16 protein-coding genes are annotated in these 13587 nt (G+C 51.1%); 6 read left to right on the top strand and 10 right to left on the bottom strand.

Features of this window, described 5'->3' with window-relative positions; translation table 11 throughout:
- Window positions 1-9 precede the first annotated feature (9 nt).
- Window positions 10-873, bottom strand: a complete 864-nt coding sequence (locus GE278_20980) for a YicC family protein (protein ID QLK63073.1) — start codon at window positions 871-873, stop codon at window positions 10-12.
- A 194-nt stretch (window positions 874-1067) separates the two neighbouring features.
- Here GE278_20980 and GE278_20975 point away from each other — a divergent pair, with 194 nt between their 5' ends.
- Together GE278_20975 and pyrE are read left to right on the top strand one after the other, a co-directional pair.
- A complete protein-coding gene (locus GE278_20975) occupies window positions 1068-1784 on the top strand; it encodes a ribonuclease PH (protein ID QLK63072.1) in 717 nt (238 codons plus the stop codon).
- Window positions 1785-1869: 85 nt separating this feature from the next.
- Window positions 1870-2511: an orotate phosphoribosyltransferase gene (gene pyrE / locus GE278_20970; GenBank protein ID QLK63071.1), complete on the top strand. Its 642-nt coding sequence runs from the start codon at window positions 1870-1872 to the stop codon at window positions 2509-2511.
- A gap of 57 nt (window positions 2512-2568) precedes the next feature.
- On the opposite strand, the gene slmA is transcribed toward pyrE, so the two are convergent.
- From slmA to coaBC, 3 genes are all read right to left on the bottom strand, one after another.
- A complete protein-coding gene (gene slmA / locus GE278_20965; GenBank protein QLK63070.1) occupies window positions 2569-3165 on the bottom strand; it encodes a nucleoid occlusion factor SlmA in 597 nt (198 codons plus the stop codon).
- Between the two features lie 170 nt (window positions 3166-3335).
- The gene (locus GE278_20960) at window positions 3336-3791 is read right to left on the bottom strand and encodes a dUTP diphosphatase (protein ID QLK63368.1); all 456 of its coding nucleotides are present in this window, start codon (window positions 3789-3791) and stop codon (window positions 3336-3338) included.
- Window positions 3772-4986, bottom strand: coding sequence for a bifunctional phosphopantothenoylcysteine decarboxylase/phosphopantothenate--cysteine ligase CoaBC (gene coaBC / locus GE278_20955; GenBank protein QLK63369.1), 1215 nt, complete (start codon window positions 4984-4986; stop codon window positions 3772-3774). Before coaBC ends, GE278_20960 begins: the two co-directional genes overlap by 20 nt.
- Before the next feature lie 186 nt (window positions 4987-5172).
- Here coaBC and radC point away from each other — a divergent pair, with 186 nt between their 5' ends.
- The 4 genes from radC to mutM all read left to right on the top strand — a co-directional run bounded on the left by radC (window position 5173) and on the right by mutM (window position 7485).
- A complete protein-coding gene (gene radC, locus GE278_20950) occupies window positions 5173-5853 on the top strand; it encodes a DNA repair protein RadC (GenBank protein ID QLK63069.1) in 681 nt (226 codons plus the stop codon).
- 266 nt (window positions 5854-6119) lie between these two features.
- Window positions 6120-6356: a 50S ribosomal protein L28 gene (gene rpmB / locus GE278_20945; protein ID QLK63068.1), complete on the top strand. Its 237-nt coding sequence runs from the start codon at window positions 6120-6122 to the stop codon at window positions 6354-6356.
- An 11-nt stretch (window positions 6357-6367) separates the two neighbouring features.
- Entirely contained in the window at window positions 6368-6535 is a 168-nt protein-coding gene (gene rpmG, locus GE278_20940) for a 50S ribosomal protein L33 (GenBank protein QLK63067.1), read from the top strand.
- Window positions 6536-6675: 140 nt separating this feature from the next.
- Window positions 6676-7485: a bifunctional DNA-formamidopyrimidine glycosylase/DNA-(apurinic or apyrimidinic site) lyase gene (gene mutM / locus GE278_20935; protein QLK63066.1), complete on the top strand. Its 810-nt coding sequence runs from the start codon at window positions 6676-6678 to the stop codon at window positions 7483-7485.
- An 8-nt stretch (window positions 7486-7493) separates the two neighbouring features.
- On the opposite strand, the gene coaD is transcribed toward mutM, so the two are convergent.
- The 6 genes from coaD to GE278_20905 all read right to left on the bottom strand — a co-directional run bounded on the left by coaD (window position 7494) and on the right by GE278_20905 (window position 13526).
- Entirely contained in the window at window positions 7494-7976 is a 483-nt protein-coding gene (gene coaD, locus GE278_20930) for a pantetheine-phosphate adenylyltransferase (protein ID QLK63065.1), read from the bottom strand.
- Window positions 7977-7982: 6 nt separating this feature from the next.
- Window positions 7983-8750, bottom strand: coding sequence for a glycosyltransferase (locus tag GE278_20925; protein ID QLK63064.1), 768 nt, complete (start codon window positions 8748-8750; stop codon window positions 7983-7985).
- Window positions 8750-10024 carry a 3-deoxy-D-manno-octulosonic acid transferase gene (locus GE278_20920; protein ID QLK63063.1) on the bottom strand — a complete coding sequence of 425 codons (1275 nt, stop codon included), beginning with the start codon at window positions 10022-10024 and terminating at the stop codon, window positions 8750-8752. Before GE278_20920 ends, GE278_20925 begins: the two co-directional genes overlap by 1 nt.
- Window positions 10025-10144: 120 nt before the next feature.
- Window positions 10145-11272: a glycosyltransferase gene (locus GE278_20915; protein ID QLK63367.1), complete on the bottom strand. Its 1128-nt coding sequence runs from the start codon at window positions 11270-11272 to the stop codon at window positions 10145-10147.
- A 4-nt stretch (window positions 11273-11276) separates the two neighbouring features.
- Window positions 11277-12359 carry a putative lipopolysaccharide heptosyltransferase III gene (gene rfaQ / locus GE278_20910; protein ID QLK63062.1) on the bottom strand — a complete coding sequence of 361 codons (1083 nt, stop codon included), beginning with the start codon at window positions 12357-12359 and terminating at the stop codon, window positions 11277-11279.
- 159 nt (window positions 12360-12518) lie between these two features.
- On the bottom strand, window positions 12519-13526 hold the full coding sequence (locus tag GE278_20905) for a glycosyltransferase (protein QLK63061.1): 1008 nt from the start codon (window positions 13524-13526) through the stop codon (window positions 12519-12521).
- Window positions 13527-13587 lie beyond the last annotated feature (61 nt).

Below are 13587 nucleotides of genomic sequence, written 5' to 3'. Positions count from 1 at the left end.
AAAAGCGATTTATTCGATGTTCTGAATCTGTTCGCGCATTTGTTCGATCAGGACTTTCAGCTCGATTGCAGATGTAGTGACATCGGCATTGATTGATTTAGATGCCAGCGTGTTCGACTCGCGGTTAAATTCCTGCATCATGAAATCAAGACGTCGGCCAACCGCTTCTTCTTTCTTCATTATTTTGTGCGTTTCTTTGACGTGCGCTTCCAGCCGGTCCAGCTCTTCGGCGACATCAACACGCTGAGCCATCAGCACTAATTCTTGTTCCAGACGGGTGTTTTCCAGTTGAACCTGTGCGTCTTCCAGTTTGCTGACCAGGCGTTCACGCTGCCATTGCAGAATATTTGGCATATGGGCGCGAACTTTCAGTACTTCGGCACTGACGCCGTCAAGACGTTGCTCGATCATGACTTTTAGTGCAGCACCTTCGCTTTCGCGGGCAGCGATGAAATCATCCAGTGCGGATTCCAGTGCCAACAGCAATTCGGTGCTGATAGCGTCCAGATCCTGTTCTTCGGCCAGCATCACGCCCGGCCAGCGCAGAACTTCCAGCGGATTGATTTCGCCTTCGTCGCTCTGCATTTTCACCCACTGCGCCGCTTCAACCAATTGCTTAGCCAGTTTTTCATTGAGCTGCAATGAGCTTTGTGCGCCAGGATCGAGATCAAAACGCAGGTTACATTCGACTTTACCACGGGTCAGACGGGCACGAATGCGCTCGCGCACGACCGGCTCCAGGCTGCGGAATTGTTCCGGAAGACGGATATAAGTTTCAAGATAACGTTGGTTTACAGAGCGGAGTTCCCACGCTGCGCTGCCCCAGTCACCCTTAATTTCGCGTCGGGCATAAGCGGTCATACTACGAATCATGTATGCGTACCTGTTAATGTAAAGATGGAGCGATTATAGCTTCGGTGGGCGGGGCATGATAGGCATTACCTCATGAAGTCCGTATATCCCCGTGATCTTTAAAGCTGCCTCTGCATTTGCCGCCTTGATGCAACTCGAATGATTTTGGGTATAATGCGCAGCCAAACACGATTTCGCGACCCGGAGTATTATCCATGCGTCCAGCAGGCCGAACTGCACAACAAGTGCGCCCCGTAACACTGACCCGCCATTACACTAAACACGCTGAAGGTTCCGTGCTGGTGGAGTTTGGTGAGACCAAAGTGCTGTGTACCGCGACGGTGGAAGAAGGTGTTCCGCGTTTTCTTAAAGGCCAGGGGCAGGGTTGGATCACTGCCGAGTACGGCATGTTGCCGCGTTCTACACACACCCGTAATCCGCGTGAAGCCGCCAAAGGTAAGCAGGGTGGCCGTACTCTGGAAATCCAGCGTTTGATTGCCCGTTCGCTTCGCGCGGCGGTAGATCTGAAAAAACTGGGTGAATTCACCATTACGCTTGACTGCGATGTGTTACAAGCTGACGGTGGTACGCGCACCGCGTCTATTTCCGGCGCCTGTGTCGCACTGGCGGATGCGCTGAATGCTTTGGTTGCTGCGGGCAAACTGAAAGCCAACCCGATGAAAGGTATGGTAGCTGCGGTATCTGTGGGTATCGTAAAAGGTGAAGCGTTATGCGATCTTGAGTATGTCGAAGACTCCGCCGCTGAAACCGACATGAATGTGGTGATGATGGAAGATGGCCGCATGATTGAAGTGCAGGGCACCGCCGAAGGCGAACCGTTCAGTCATGAAGAGTTGCTCAATTTACTGGCCCTCGCACGAGAGGGAATCAACACTATCTTCCAGGCGCAGAAAGCGGCGCTGGCGGAATAATTTTTTAAGGCGACTGAGAAGTCGCCTTTTTTATGGCCTGCGGGCTGACGATGTCAGAAACACGATCTTATCAAGGAGTCCATCAATGAAAGCCTATCAGCGCCAATTTATTGAGTTCGCACTGAACAAGCAGGTTTTGAAATTCGGCGAATTCACCCTGAAGTCCGGGCGCATCAGTCCTTACTTCTTCAATGCCGGTCTGTTTAATACCGGCCGCGATCTGGCGTTGCTGGGACGTTTTTATGCCGAAGCATTGATGGATTCTAAAATTGATTTCGATTTAGTGTTTGGCCCGGCCTACAAAGGTATTCCGATCGCGACGACCACGGTGGTTGCGCTGGCCGAGCATCATGAACGCGATGTGCCGTATTGTTTCAACCGTAAAGAAGCCAAAGATCATGGCGAAGGTGGCTTGCTGGTCGGCAGTCCGTTGCAGGGGCGCGTCATGCTGGTTGATGATGTCATCACCGCCGGGACAGCCATCCGTGAGTCCATGGAAATCATCAATGCGAATAACGCCACGCTGGCGGGCGTACTGATTTCTCTCGATCGTCAGGAACGCGGACGTGCGGATATCTCTGCTATTCAGGAAGTGGAACGTGATTATCACTGCAAAGTGATTTCCATTATTACGCTGGCAGATCTGATCGACTATCTGGAAGAAAAAACGGAAATGGCTGATCATCTGGCCGCTGTGCGCGCGTATCAGCAAACCTACGGCATATAAGATTTTGCAGAAAGGAAAAGGGCCTTCCGGCCCTTTTTCAATCTCTGATGACTAACCCTATTGCAGCTGCGATGAGATAAGCGGCCAGCGGGCATCAAAGTCCTGCGTGGGACGATACTTGAACTCTGAACGCACAAACCGCGACAACATACCTTCGCAGTAAGCCAGTAACTGGCTGGCAAGCAGCGTTTCATCGTTCGTAAATCCGCTGCCTTCGCGCATTTTCTTCTCCCGTAAAACCTGACGCAGCTGTGCTTCAATCCGCTCAAAAAGCTGATTAATACGGCCCTGCAGGCGGTCCTGTTCGAACATCAATGCGTGACCGGTCATAATACGTGTCAGGCCAGGATTGCGTTCTGCAAACCCCAATACCAACAGCAAAATCAGACGGATCCGGTTTAACGTATCCTTTTCATCTTGCAGGATGAGATTGATACGGCTGATCAGGCTGTCTTCGATAAACTCAATTAAGCTGTCGAACATCCGCGTTTTACTTGGAAAATGACGATAAAGAGCTGCTTCCGAAACACCCACGCTGGCGGCCAGTTTCGCGGTGGTGATCCGCTGGCTGCCATCGCTGGACTGAAGCATTTGCGCTAACGCCTGCAAAATCTCTTCGCGCCGGTTCCTTTTTGTCGTTTCTTTCTCTGCCATGTCTGAATAGACCCTTGCTAAAAAACGGCTAAAATCATGGAGAAACCGCACAACTGCCGCATGAATCGCTGTGATCCTGCGGCTTATTTCGTTCCCTTGGGTTGTTACGGTCTGATAGTGATAAGGATCTGTTCAATATCGCGTCAAAATCTGCGGTGCTGAACAGGTTCTTATTGACGGCCGGAGTGGCCAAAACCACCTTCACCGCGTTCACTGGCGTCAAAATCTTCCACCAGATTGAATTCAGCCTGAACGACAGGCACAAAGACCATTTGAGCAATACGCTCACCCGGCTCGATCACAAACATTGTCTGCCCGCGATTCCATACAGAAACCATCAGCTGGCCCTGATAATCGGAGTCGATAAGCCCCACCAGATTGCCAAGAACTACGCCGTGTTTATGACCCAGGCCCGAACGTGGCAGGATCACCGCCGCCAGATTTGCATCACCAATGTGGATAGCCAGACCGGTTGGCAAAAGCGTGGTTTCGCCGGGTTTCAGTTCAACAGAAGCATCCAGACAGGCGCGTAAATCCAGACCTGCGGAACCTGGCGTGGCGTAGGCAGGTAAAGGGAAAGTCGAACCGATGTGCGGGTCGAGAATTTTAATGTCGATTTTTTTCATCATAACGGCTGACAATCTCTTCTAATAAACGTTGACCAAGCAGGGACTTATCACTAAGCGGTAAGATTTTATCCCCGTCCTGCCAAAAAAGATGCAGGGCATTGGTATCAGTATTGAAACCTTGCCCGGCAAGTGAAACGTCGTTGGCGCAGATCAGATCCAGATTTTTGCGGATCCTTTTTTGCCGCGCGTATTCTTCCACATTCTGGGTTTCGGCGGCAAACCCAACGACGTAGGGCCGTTGCTTAGTCATCGCGGCAACGCCGGCCACGATGTCCGGGTTCTTGATCATTTTCACAGTGATTTCATCACCTTGTTTTTTGATCTTCTCATCCGCAATGAGTTCTGCGCGGTAGTCCGCAACCGCGGCGCAGGAGATGAAAATATGCTGCGAGCCCGCTGAATTCTGGACGGCTTTTTGCATTTCCAGCGCACTTTCCACATCAATACGGTGAACATTAGCAGGCGTGGGTTGCGTTACTGGTCCAGCGATGAGCGTGACTTGCGCACCGCGATCGGCAGCGGCTTTGGCAATGGCAAAACCCATCTTTCCTGAACTGTGATTACTGATGAAGCGTACCGGATCCAACGCTTCGCGCGTCGGGCCCGCGGTCACCATGATGTTCAGATGCGTTAAATCTTTACGGGAGGAGAAATGGCTGTTGGCCATATCGACAATTACCAGCGGATCAAGCATTCGTCCCGGACCAACATCGCCACAGGCCTGACTGCCGCTGTCCGGACCCCATAATAAGGTGCCTCTGGCAGCAAGTCTTTGCAGATTTTCCTGCGTGACAGCGGCGCGGTACATTTGCTGGTTCATTGCCGGTAGCGCTGCAATGGGTGCTGCGGTTGCCAGACACACTGTCGTCAGCAGGTCATTGGCCATACCGGCCGCCATGCGTGCCAGTAAATCTGCCGTGGCCGGGGCGATCAGCACTAAGTCCGCCCATTTGCCTAACTCAATATGCCCCATCGCCGCTTCGGCCGCGGGATCAAGCAGGTCATCAGACACCGGATAACCGGAAACGGCCTGCAGGCTCAGCGGCGTCACAAAAGATTTCGCCGCATCCGTCATGACTACGCGCACTTCTGCGCCCCGCTCACGTAAGCGACGTACCAGTTCTGGTGCTTTATAGGCAGCGATACCACCGCTGATACCGAGCACAATATGTTTGCCGGAAAGTCCCGTCATCATCATTGTCCGATTAATTGAAAGCCTGAAGAAGCGACATTTTAGCATAACGCGCAATGATGACAGCTATTGGCGATGCTCCGGATCCGGAGGAATAAAATTTCTGCGTGATGTCTCGCAGGCTGATGATGCCGAAAAGCAGGAGTGCTGGCGCTGTGGCACAATCGCCGCGAAAAAGGAGTCAGGATGACGAAATCACATACCGGTTGGCAAGATACGTTGAAACCCCGCGAAAAATTATTAGAGCAGGGGGCGAAGGGATTGACCGATCAGGAACTGCTGGCGATTTATTTGCGTATTGGTTCGCGTGGGCAACATGTGATGCAACTGGCGAAGAATCTTCTCGACGAGTTTGGCTCGCTGCATAAGTTGCTGATGGCAGATTTCGATGCCATGTCTCGCATCAAAGGTATGGGCGTGGCGAAATTTGCGCAGCTGGTTGCGGTCTCTGAGTTGTCGCGTCGCGCCTATCTGCGACACCTTAGCGCTGAAAATGCCATGCTTAGCCCAGAGATTATCAGGGAATATCTGCAGAATTTGCTGGTTTTTCGTGAAAGGGAGGTTTTTCTGGTACTTTTTCTCGACAACCAGCATCGGGTTATTCGCCATGAGGAGATGTTTGCTGGTACTATTGGGCACGTAGAAGTGTATCCCCGCGAAATTGTTCGTGGAGCGATGAAGGTTAATGCGGCAGCGTTAATTCTGGCGCATAATCATCCGTCCGGTCGGGCTGAACCCAGCCTGATGGACAGAAAAGTGACTGAACAAATTATTCGAGCGTGCCAACTGCTGGAAATTCGTGTTCTCGACCATTTGGTTGTAGGTCACGGAGAAACGGTGTCTTTTGCCGAACGTGGTTGGATTTAGCGTCGTTTTTTGAAGATCCTTTGGGATCTTTAGCTGTTCGGGACTTGAGCACTTACGCTACAGAGCGTATACTACGCCACCTTTGAGAATCTTGGGTTTGGCGTTAAGAGCCTATCTCAGCAGGTTTCATACCTGATGAAATGGTTTTTACCCGACGACAGTGAGTCGGTTCTCAGTGGAGTTTGCTGAGATGGGCTCTAAAAGCCTGACGAGGCGGCCATACCCTATACGAAGCTCGAGCTGATTTGATTTTTGGAGATATAGACATGTCCCGAGTCTGCCAAGTTACTGGCAAGCGCCCGGTGAGCGGTAACAACCGTTCCCACGCAATGAACGCGACCAAACGCCGTTTTCTGCCAAACCTGCACTCACACCGTTTTTGGGTTGAGGCTGAGAAGCGCTTTGTAACTCTGCGCGTATCTGCTAAAGGTATGCGTGTTATTGATAAGAAGGGTATTGAGACGGTCTTGGCCGATCTGCGTACCCGCGGTGAGAAGTATTAAGGAACTGAATCATGGCTAAAGGTGTTCGCGAGAAGATCAAGCTGGTTTCTTCTGCTGGTACTGGTCACTTCTATACCACTACGAAGAACAAGCGTACTAAGCCGGAAAAATTGGAACTGAAGAAATTCGATCCAGTTGTCCGTCAACACGTGATCTACAAAGAAGCTAAAATTAAGTAATTTTAGTGGATTAATAAAACCCGGCTCCGGCCGGGTTTTTTATTGCCTGAAATCCGGGATACCGCCCAGGGAAGACTTTTGTTTGCCTGATACGGACGTCTGCGACACACTCTGATTACGATTCTGTTATGGGAGAGGATATGCCTGAATTACCTGAAGTTGAAACCAGCCGCAGAGGGATTGAGCCCTATCTTAAAGGCCATACGATTATGCATGCCGTCGTGCGTAATGCGCGTTTACGCTGGCCGGTCTCTGCGGAAATTCTGGCGTTAAGCGATCAGCCCGTTCTCAGCGTTCAGCGACGCGCCAAATACCTGCTGGTCGAGCTCAATACTGGCTGGATTATCATTCATCTGGGGATGTCGGGCAGCTTGCGAGTGTTGCCGGAGGAGACCGAACCGGGTAAGCACGATCACGTCGATTTGGTGATGGATACCGGCCATGTGCTGCGCTATACCGATCCACGTCGTTTCGGCGCATGGCTTTGGTCAACCGATCTGGCAGGCAGTAATGTTCTGTCCCACCTCGGCCCTGAGCCTTTAAGTGAGGATTTCACTGCGGATTATCTGTTTGAGAAATCACGTAGCAAGAAATCGCCGATTAAGCCGTGGTTAATGGATAACAAACTGGTGGTCGGCGTCGGGAATATCTACGCCAGCGAATCCCTGTTTGTCGCCGGAATTTCCCCTGACAGGCCAGCGCATTCCCTAAAACGTGATGAAACCGCGTTACTGGTTAGCACCATCAAAGCCGTGTTGTTACGTTCGATTGAGCAGGGCGGAACTACGTTGAAAGACTTCTTACAGTCAGATGGGAAACCAGGATACTTCGCGCAGGAATTGCAGGTGTATGGCCGCGCAGGAGAACCCTGCAGGGTCTGTGGCACGCTGATAGAGAGCAAAAAACATGCTCAGCGTACCACGTTTTTCTGCCCTCGCTGCCAGCGCTAGGTTAGAGCTCAGGCGCTGATTTTTTCCATCAGTGCCTGCGTGACGACCTGCGGCAGGAACGGGGTGATATCTCCGCCGTGACGGGCGACTTCTTTCACCAGCGAAGAGGAGATAAATGACCATTCCTTTGAAGGCATCATGAACACGCTTTCCAGCGTCGGCAGCAAATGCCGGTTCATGTTCGCCAGCTGCATTTCATATTCAAAATCAGACACCGCACGTAAGCCACGCACCAGGACATTCGCCCCTTGTGCTTTAGCGAAGTTCGCCATCAAATCGCTGAAACCAATCACTTCGACATTCTTCAGATGCGCAGTGACCTTTGTCGCCAGCGCAACGCGTTCATCTAGCGTAAACATGGGTTTTTTGCTCGGGCTGGCGGCAATCGCCAGAATAACGTGATCGAACATCAATGCTGCACGGCTGACGATATCGAGATGCCCATTCGTCATCGGATCAAAAGTGCCGGGATAAATCGCTTTAGTGCTCATACTGGCTCACTTTTGCAGTTGGTGGCTGAGTGCCCACAGGGCAGCATATTTATTGAAAGTATACTGCGCATTGACGCATGCCAGGATCAGACCCTGTTTGCCGTCCAGAAAACCGGCGCGCAGGATCCAGGTTTTCACGAACGCGCCCAGAGTATGGGAAATCACCGAGAAGAAACTGCAACGACGCCCCTGTTGATGACGCTGTGTGGCCCAGGCTTCGGCATAGCTGAGCTGTTTACGCTGGAAGGCGAAGAAATCACGACACGTCAGGTGCAGCAAATCGCCCTGCAACGGAACGACTTTCGCGTCTTTCGTCTCAAGGGATTCATGAACAAGATCATCATTATAACGAAAATGGGCAGGATAAAGGCGGTTAACGCGATCCGGATACCAGCCGCTGTGACGCATAAACTTACCGAGGAATAAATTGCTGCGGCCAAGACTGTACACGGTATTTTGCGGCGGGTTATTCAGGATTTTTTCAATCGACTGGCGAAGTTCGGGTGATACACGTTCATCAGCATCGATCATCAAAATATAGTCGCCGGTAGCATGGCTTTGCGCCAGCTGGCGCTGTTTACCAAAGCCTGGCCAGTCCGTGTTCGTGAAGACTTTTACGCCAAACCCGCGCGCCACGTCCAGCGTCTCATCTTCACTGCCGGAATCAAGCAGGATGATTTCATCTGCCCAGGAGACTGATCCCAGACATTCGGCTAATAAACCGGCTTCGTTGCGTGCAATCAGTACGACCGATAAGCGTTTTTTTTCAGCCATCAATGACCCCGTACAGGCAGGTAAGGCTCCAGCAAATGCAGCAGTCGTTGCAGCGCTCCCTGATTCTGATGCAGCACCTCAACGGCGTGACGCCCGTAGTAGAGACGATAGTCTTCATCTGTCAGCAACGTGGAAATCTCTTTCACCAACGATGTGGTATCCGTGACGGTGATCAGGCCATCGTCCTGAGCCAGTTTGGCGCAAATATCTTTGAAGTTGATGGTGTGCGGCCCCATCAGAACCGGGATGGCATGTGCCGCTGCTTCCAGCGGGTTATGACCACCGCGTTCAACCAGGCTGCCACCGACGAAGGCTAAATCGGCGATTCCGTACAGCAACATTAATTCGCCCATGGTGTCGCCGATCACGACCTGTGTCCCTGAAGAGGGGACTTCACCGGTGCTGCGCTGTGTGAATGTCAGACCGGCTTTGCGGGTCAGCTCACAAGCAACCGGGAAACGCTCCGGGTGTCGCGGCACCAGTATAAGCAGCAACGCCGGATGGGTTTTTAGTAACTCTTTATGCGCTTCCAGCAACAGGGTTTCTTCACCCTCGTGCGTACTGGTCGCAATCCACACCTGACGGCGCGATGCCCACTGACTGCGCAGCGCAATGGCTTTAGCCGCCAGCTCCGGGGTCACGGAAATATCAAATTTCAGGCTGCCGGTAACGGCGAGCTGATTGCGCTTCAGGCCTAAAGAAAGGAAACGCTCGCCGTCTTCCTGATTTTGCGCGGCAATAAGAGTGATCCGTTGCAAAATAGTGCGAATGAATTTGCCGAGTTTTTGATAGCCCTTTGCTGAACGCGCGGAAAGACGTGCATTGGCAATGACCAGAGGGATTTTACGACGATGCAGGGCGCTGATGAGGTTTGGCCACAGCTCAGTTTCCATGATGATAACCAGCTTGGGGTTCACTTCATCAAGGAAGCGATTGACCGAGCCTGCCAGATCATAGGGTAGATAAACGTGATGTACGCCTTTGCCAAACGCAGACTGAACGCGTTCTGAGCCAGTCGGCGTCATGGTCGTGACGGTAATCGGCAACGACGGATAGCGATGGCGCAAGGCTCGCACCAAAGGAATTGCCGCCAGCGTTTCGCCAACGGAGACAGAATGCAGCATGATGCCGCCAGGAACGACTTTACCTTTGCAAAAGCCATAACGTTCAGCCCAACGTTTACGGTAGGCCGGTGATTTACGGCTGCGTAACAGTAAACGGATCCAAATTAATGGCTGAATTAAATATATGATTATATTGTAAAAAATATTCATTTTTTATGAGGCATTGCGTTAGGGAAAGTCAATTTCATAGAGTGAAAATAATCCCGGCGGTTAGATAGGCACATGGTATCAGATAAGTGCTATCGACTCATCATGCCTGCGTAAACGTCATCAGATAAGCAGCGAGTGATATAGCGCCACCAGCTGTTGTGAAAGGTTTTTAGGTGAATAAGGCAATATGCGTTCCCTGGCGGCGTGGCCCATTGCGGCATTTTCCACACGGGAAGGGATTTTCTTCACATATTCGGTGAGTCTGGCTATGTCCAGGGCATCACAAACATAGCCCTCACGCCCTTCAGTAATGAACTCTGCTCCGCCACAGGTCTGGCTGGTGATCACCGGCAAACCACAGGCCATCGCTTCGAGGATTACATTGGGGAACGGGTCATACAGCGTTGGCAGGATCATGCCGTCAGCGGCGTGATAATAAGGCAGCACGTTATTTTGCACGCCCATAAAGTGGATGCGATCAAAGCATCCAAGCTGGCGCGCCAGAGATTCATATTTCTTCTGTGATTTATCCTGGCCGACGACGATGAGATAGCGGTCACTGGACGCTATGGCCTGAATGGCAGGTTTTAGCCCTTTACGCTCAAAACCTGACCCGACATAAATCAGTGTGACAGCCTGTTCCGGGATCGACATTTCTGCCCGCGCTGAGCGGCGTTGCTCTTGCGTTGCAGGCGTAAATTTCTCAGCGTCGATGGCGTTATAGATAACCTCGAAGCGGGAAGCATCCACACCATAGCACCGCATGATGTCGCGCTTTACCATCTGCGAGTTACAGATGATCTTTTTCAATTGTGCCGAATGAAACATCTCTTCTTCGGCCCGTAACACGTAGCGATGATACGGGCTGAGCCGCGTGATCAAGCGCTGAGCTGGGGAGATAACGCGTGAGCGCTGTTCCAGCCAGACGCGGTGTGCGCCATCACCTGCACGAAAAATATCGCAACCCGGTATGCGCTCATGGCTTTGTACGATATCGAACTGTGCGGCTTGCCAGCAGTTTTGTGCCGCTACCGCGAAGCCTTTCTCCCGTGAGACCCGTCCGTGTTTTGCAGGATTACACAGGTGAATTTTCCACTTTGGATTAGGTTTGCCTTCCCACTGACGGGTAATGATATTCAACTCGATATTCTCATCGTCCAGCGCCTCAAGTGCGCGGGAGATGAAGCGCTCCGCTCCGCCATCCGGGCGATATTTTTGCCTGACGATCGCCAGCCGGATAGTCTTCATCGCATCAGCCATGCAAATAACTCCTGGCTGCATCCAGCACATCGCTGACCGGAATGGCATGCAGGTAACGTTGCTGTGTTTTCGTATCGATGGAATCAGGCGTTGGCAGTGGTGCGTAATCACCGGCCCAAATTGTGGTGTTGTTGTTGCCCCACGGACGCCAGTGCTGCATTTTCGTTGGTCCGAATAACGCAACGCAAGGTGTGTTCAACGCCGCAGCCATGTGCATCGGTGCGGAATCTACCCCGATAAACAGCTTTGCGCCATCAATCATGGCAGCCAGTTGCGTCAGCGATAACTGGCCAGCGACAGAAATTATCTGAGGGTTATGTGTGAGATCCTGAATCTTACGCACCATCTCCAGCTCTTTTTTATCAGGGCCAGCGGTCATGACGATAGTCATTCCAGTATCACCTAATCCGTCGATGACACTGGCAAATTTGTCGTCGTCCCAGCATTTAAAAATCCAGCGCGACGTAGGCTGAATCACAATATATCCGCCATCGACCTTATTTTTCTTCAGCAACTGCTGACAGAATGCCTTATCACTTTCTGAATAATGCATCGACGTTTGGGCATCTTCAACAGACAGGCCGAGTGCAGACAGAATTGACATGTTCTGCTCGACAGTATGCAATTTACCGTGGTTTTCGGTGGTCACCAGATGGGTATGGCCTGCGCGCCAGAGAAAAGAGCGACGTTTTTTGTAGTCAAAGCCCAGCCTGACCTTCGCGCCGGTAAGCATCGAAAGCAGAGAGCTACGCCACTGATCGGCGAGGTTGATGACCAGATCATAATGTCGCGCACGCACGGCTTTAAGTAACAGCAACTCCTGCTGCAGTTGATAGCGAATACCTTGTTTTTTCCATGTTCTGTCAATGACATGAATAATGGAGAGGGCAGGATGTTCGCTCAGAATTGGTCGTGTTTCTTTATATAAAAGCACGTCAATTTCAGCATCAGGATAATGTTGGTGGAGCCTGTTTATCACCGGCGTCGTCAGCACCATATCTCCGTGATGACGGAGTTTGACCAGCAGAATTCTTCTGGGGGTGAACGCTGCATATTTGGCTTCGGAGTTAGGCATTCTATTATCTGATTTAGAAGATAGTGAGTTGATTCTAGGTGAAGAATCGAATGCTGTGAAGCTATTTATCTGGCTGATATAGAAAGATAAATAACTTCGTTTATGAATGAGTTATAACGGAGTTACAGACGTAAAAGAATCATCCCTTTCTGAAACATTTCAGGCGAGACGTTTACGCAGCGTGTGGAGGCGTTTTAGCCACAACAACAATTGCCACCACTGCTTAAGGCCGCGTGCATTACGCATCATTATCTGGCGAGTGCCGCTGGAGTAGATATCGTCAATCATGGCCTTTTGCGCGGCAGGATCGGGCTCCCTGCGGACGGAGTGACACACGGTTAATGCTTCGCGCGTCACCTGTCTTGGAAACTCAGCATAGATTTTGATTTTGCTTTTATAACGCTGATTCAGTTCATCCAGCATTTTAGCTATCTTCAGATAGTGCCTCTGATACTCAACATTTTTCATCCCGGTACGTTTCTGATTACTGATTGACTGCCCATGGATGTAATATCGATAAAGTATTTTCTGGGTATATCTCACTCGCTGAGCGTTGAACATGACTTCGGTCGTCCAGGGAATATCCTGATGATGTAAACCGGGTTCAAAATAGAGTTGATGTTTCTTAATCAGTGCCAGGCGATAAACACCGAGCCAGACAACATGCAGATAGCGGTTGGTTGCCAGAGCCGTCTTAAGCCAGGTTGCGCCATCCATGACAGCCGTTGAAGTTAATCGATCGGCAGGAATAATCGGTTTTACTTTTTCTGACCCGACGAAGTAACGCTCACCGTTGCACTGTGCGACATCTAAGTCATCCTGTTCACACATATCAATTAACGTCTGGTACATCTGCGGATTGAGTATGTCATCGGCATCGGGGAAGGTAACATAACGGCCTTTGGCGATGTTCAAACCGGCATTGCGCGCGCGTGAAACGCCGCCGTTAGGCTGGCTGATCACCGTAATATGTGGATATTTTTCGGCATATTCTCGTGCAACCTGATCGGAACCATCGGTTGAACCATCATTCACAATGATGATTTCAAGGCTGCTCAGCGTCTGGGCGATCAGCGAATCCATGAAGTTTCTGAACATCTCCCCGGCGTTGTATAAGGGGATGATCGCGCTAAGCCTGATGTCTTCAGGCATCGTTGTCGGGGTCATATCCACAATTTCCACTGATAAGGATGACAAGCAAACGGGGAGTCAGCTTGGCGTACTCCCC

This window comes from Enterobacteriaceae bacterium Kacie_13, assembly GCA_013457415.1.
Taxonomy (GTDB): domain Bacteria; phylum Pseudomonadota; class Gammaproteobacteria; order Enterobacterales; family Enterobacteriaceae; genus Rahnella.
The sequence above is the reverse complement of the archived record's forward strand: the minus strand, read 5'-3'. Positions and strand labels throughout refer to the sequence as shown.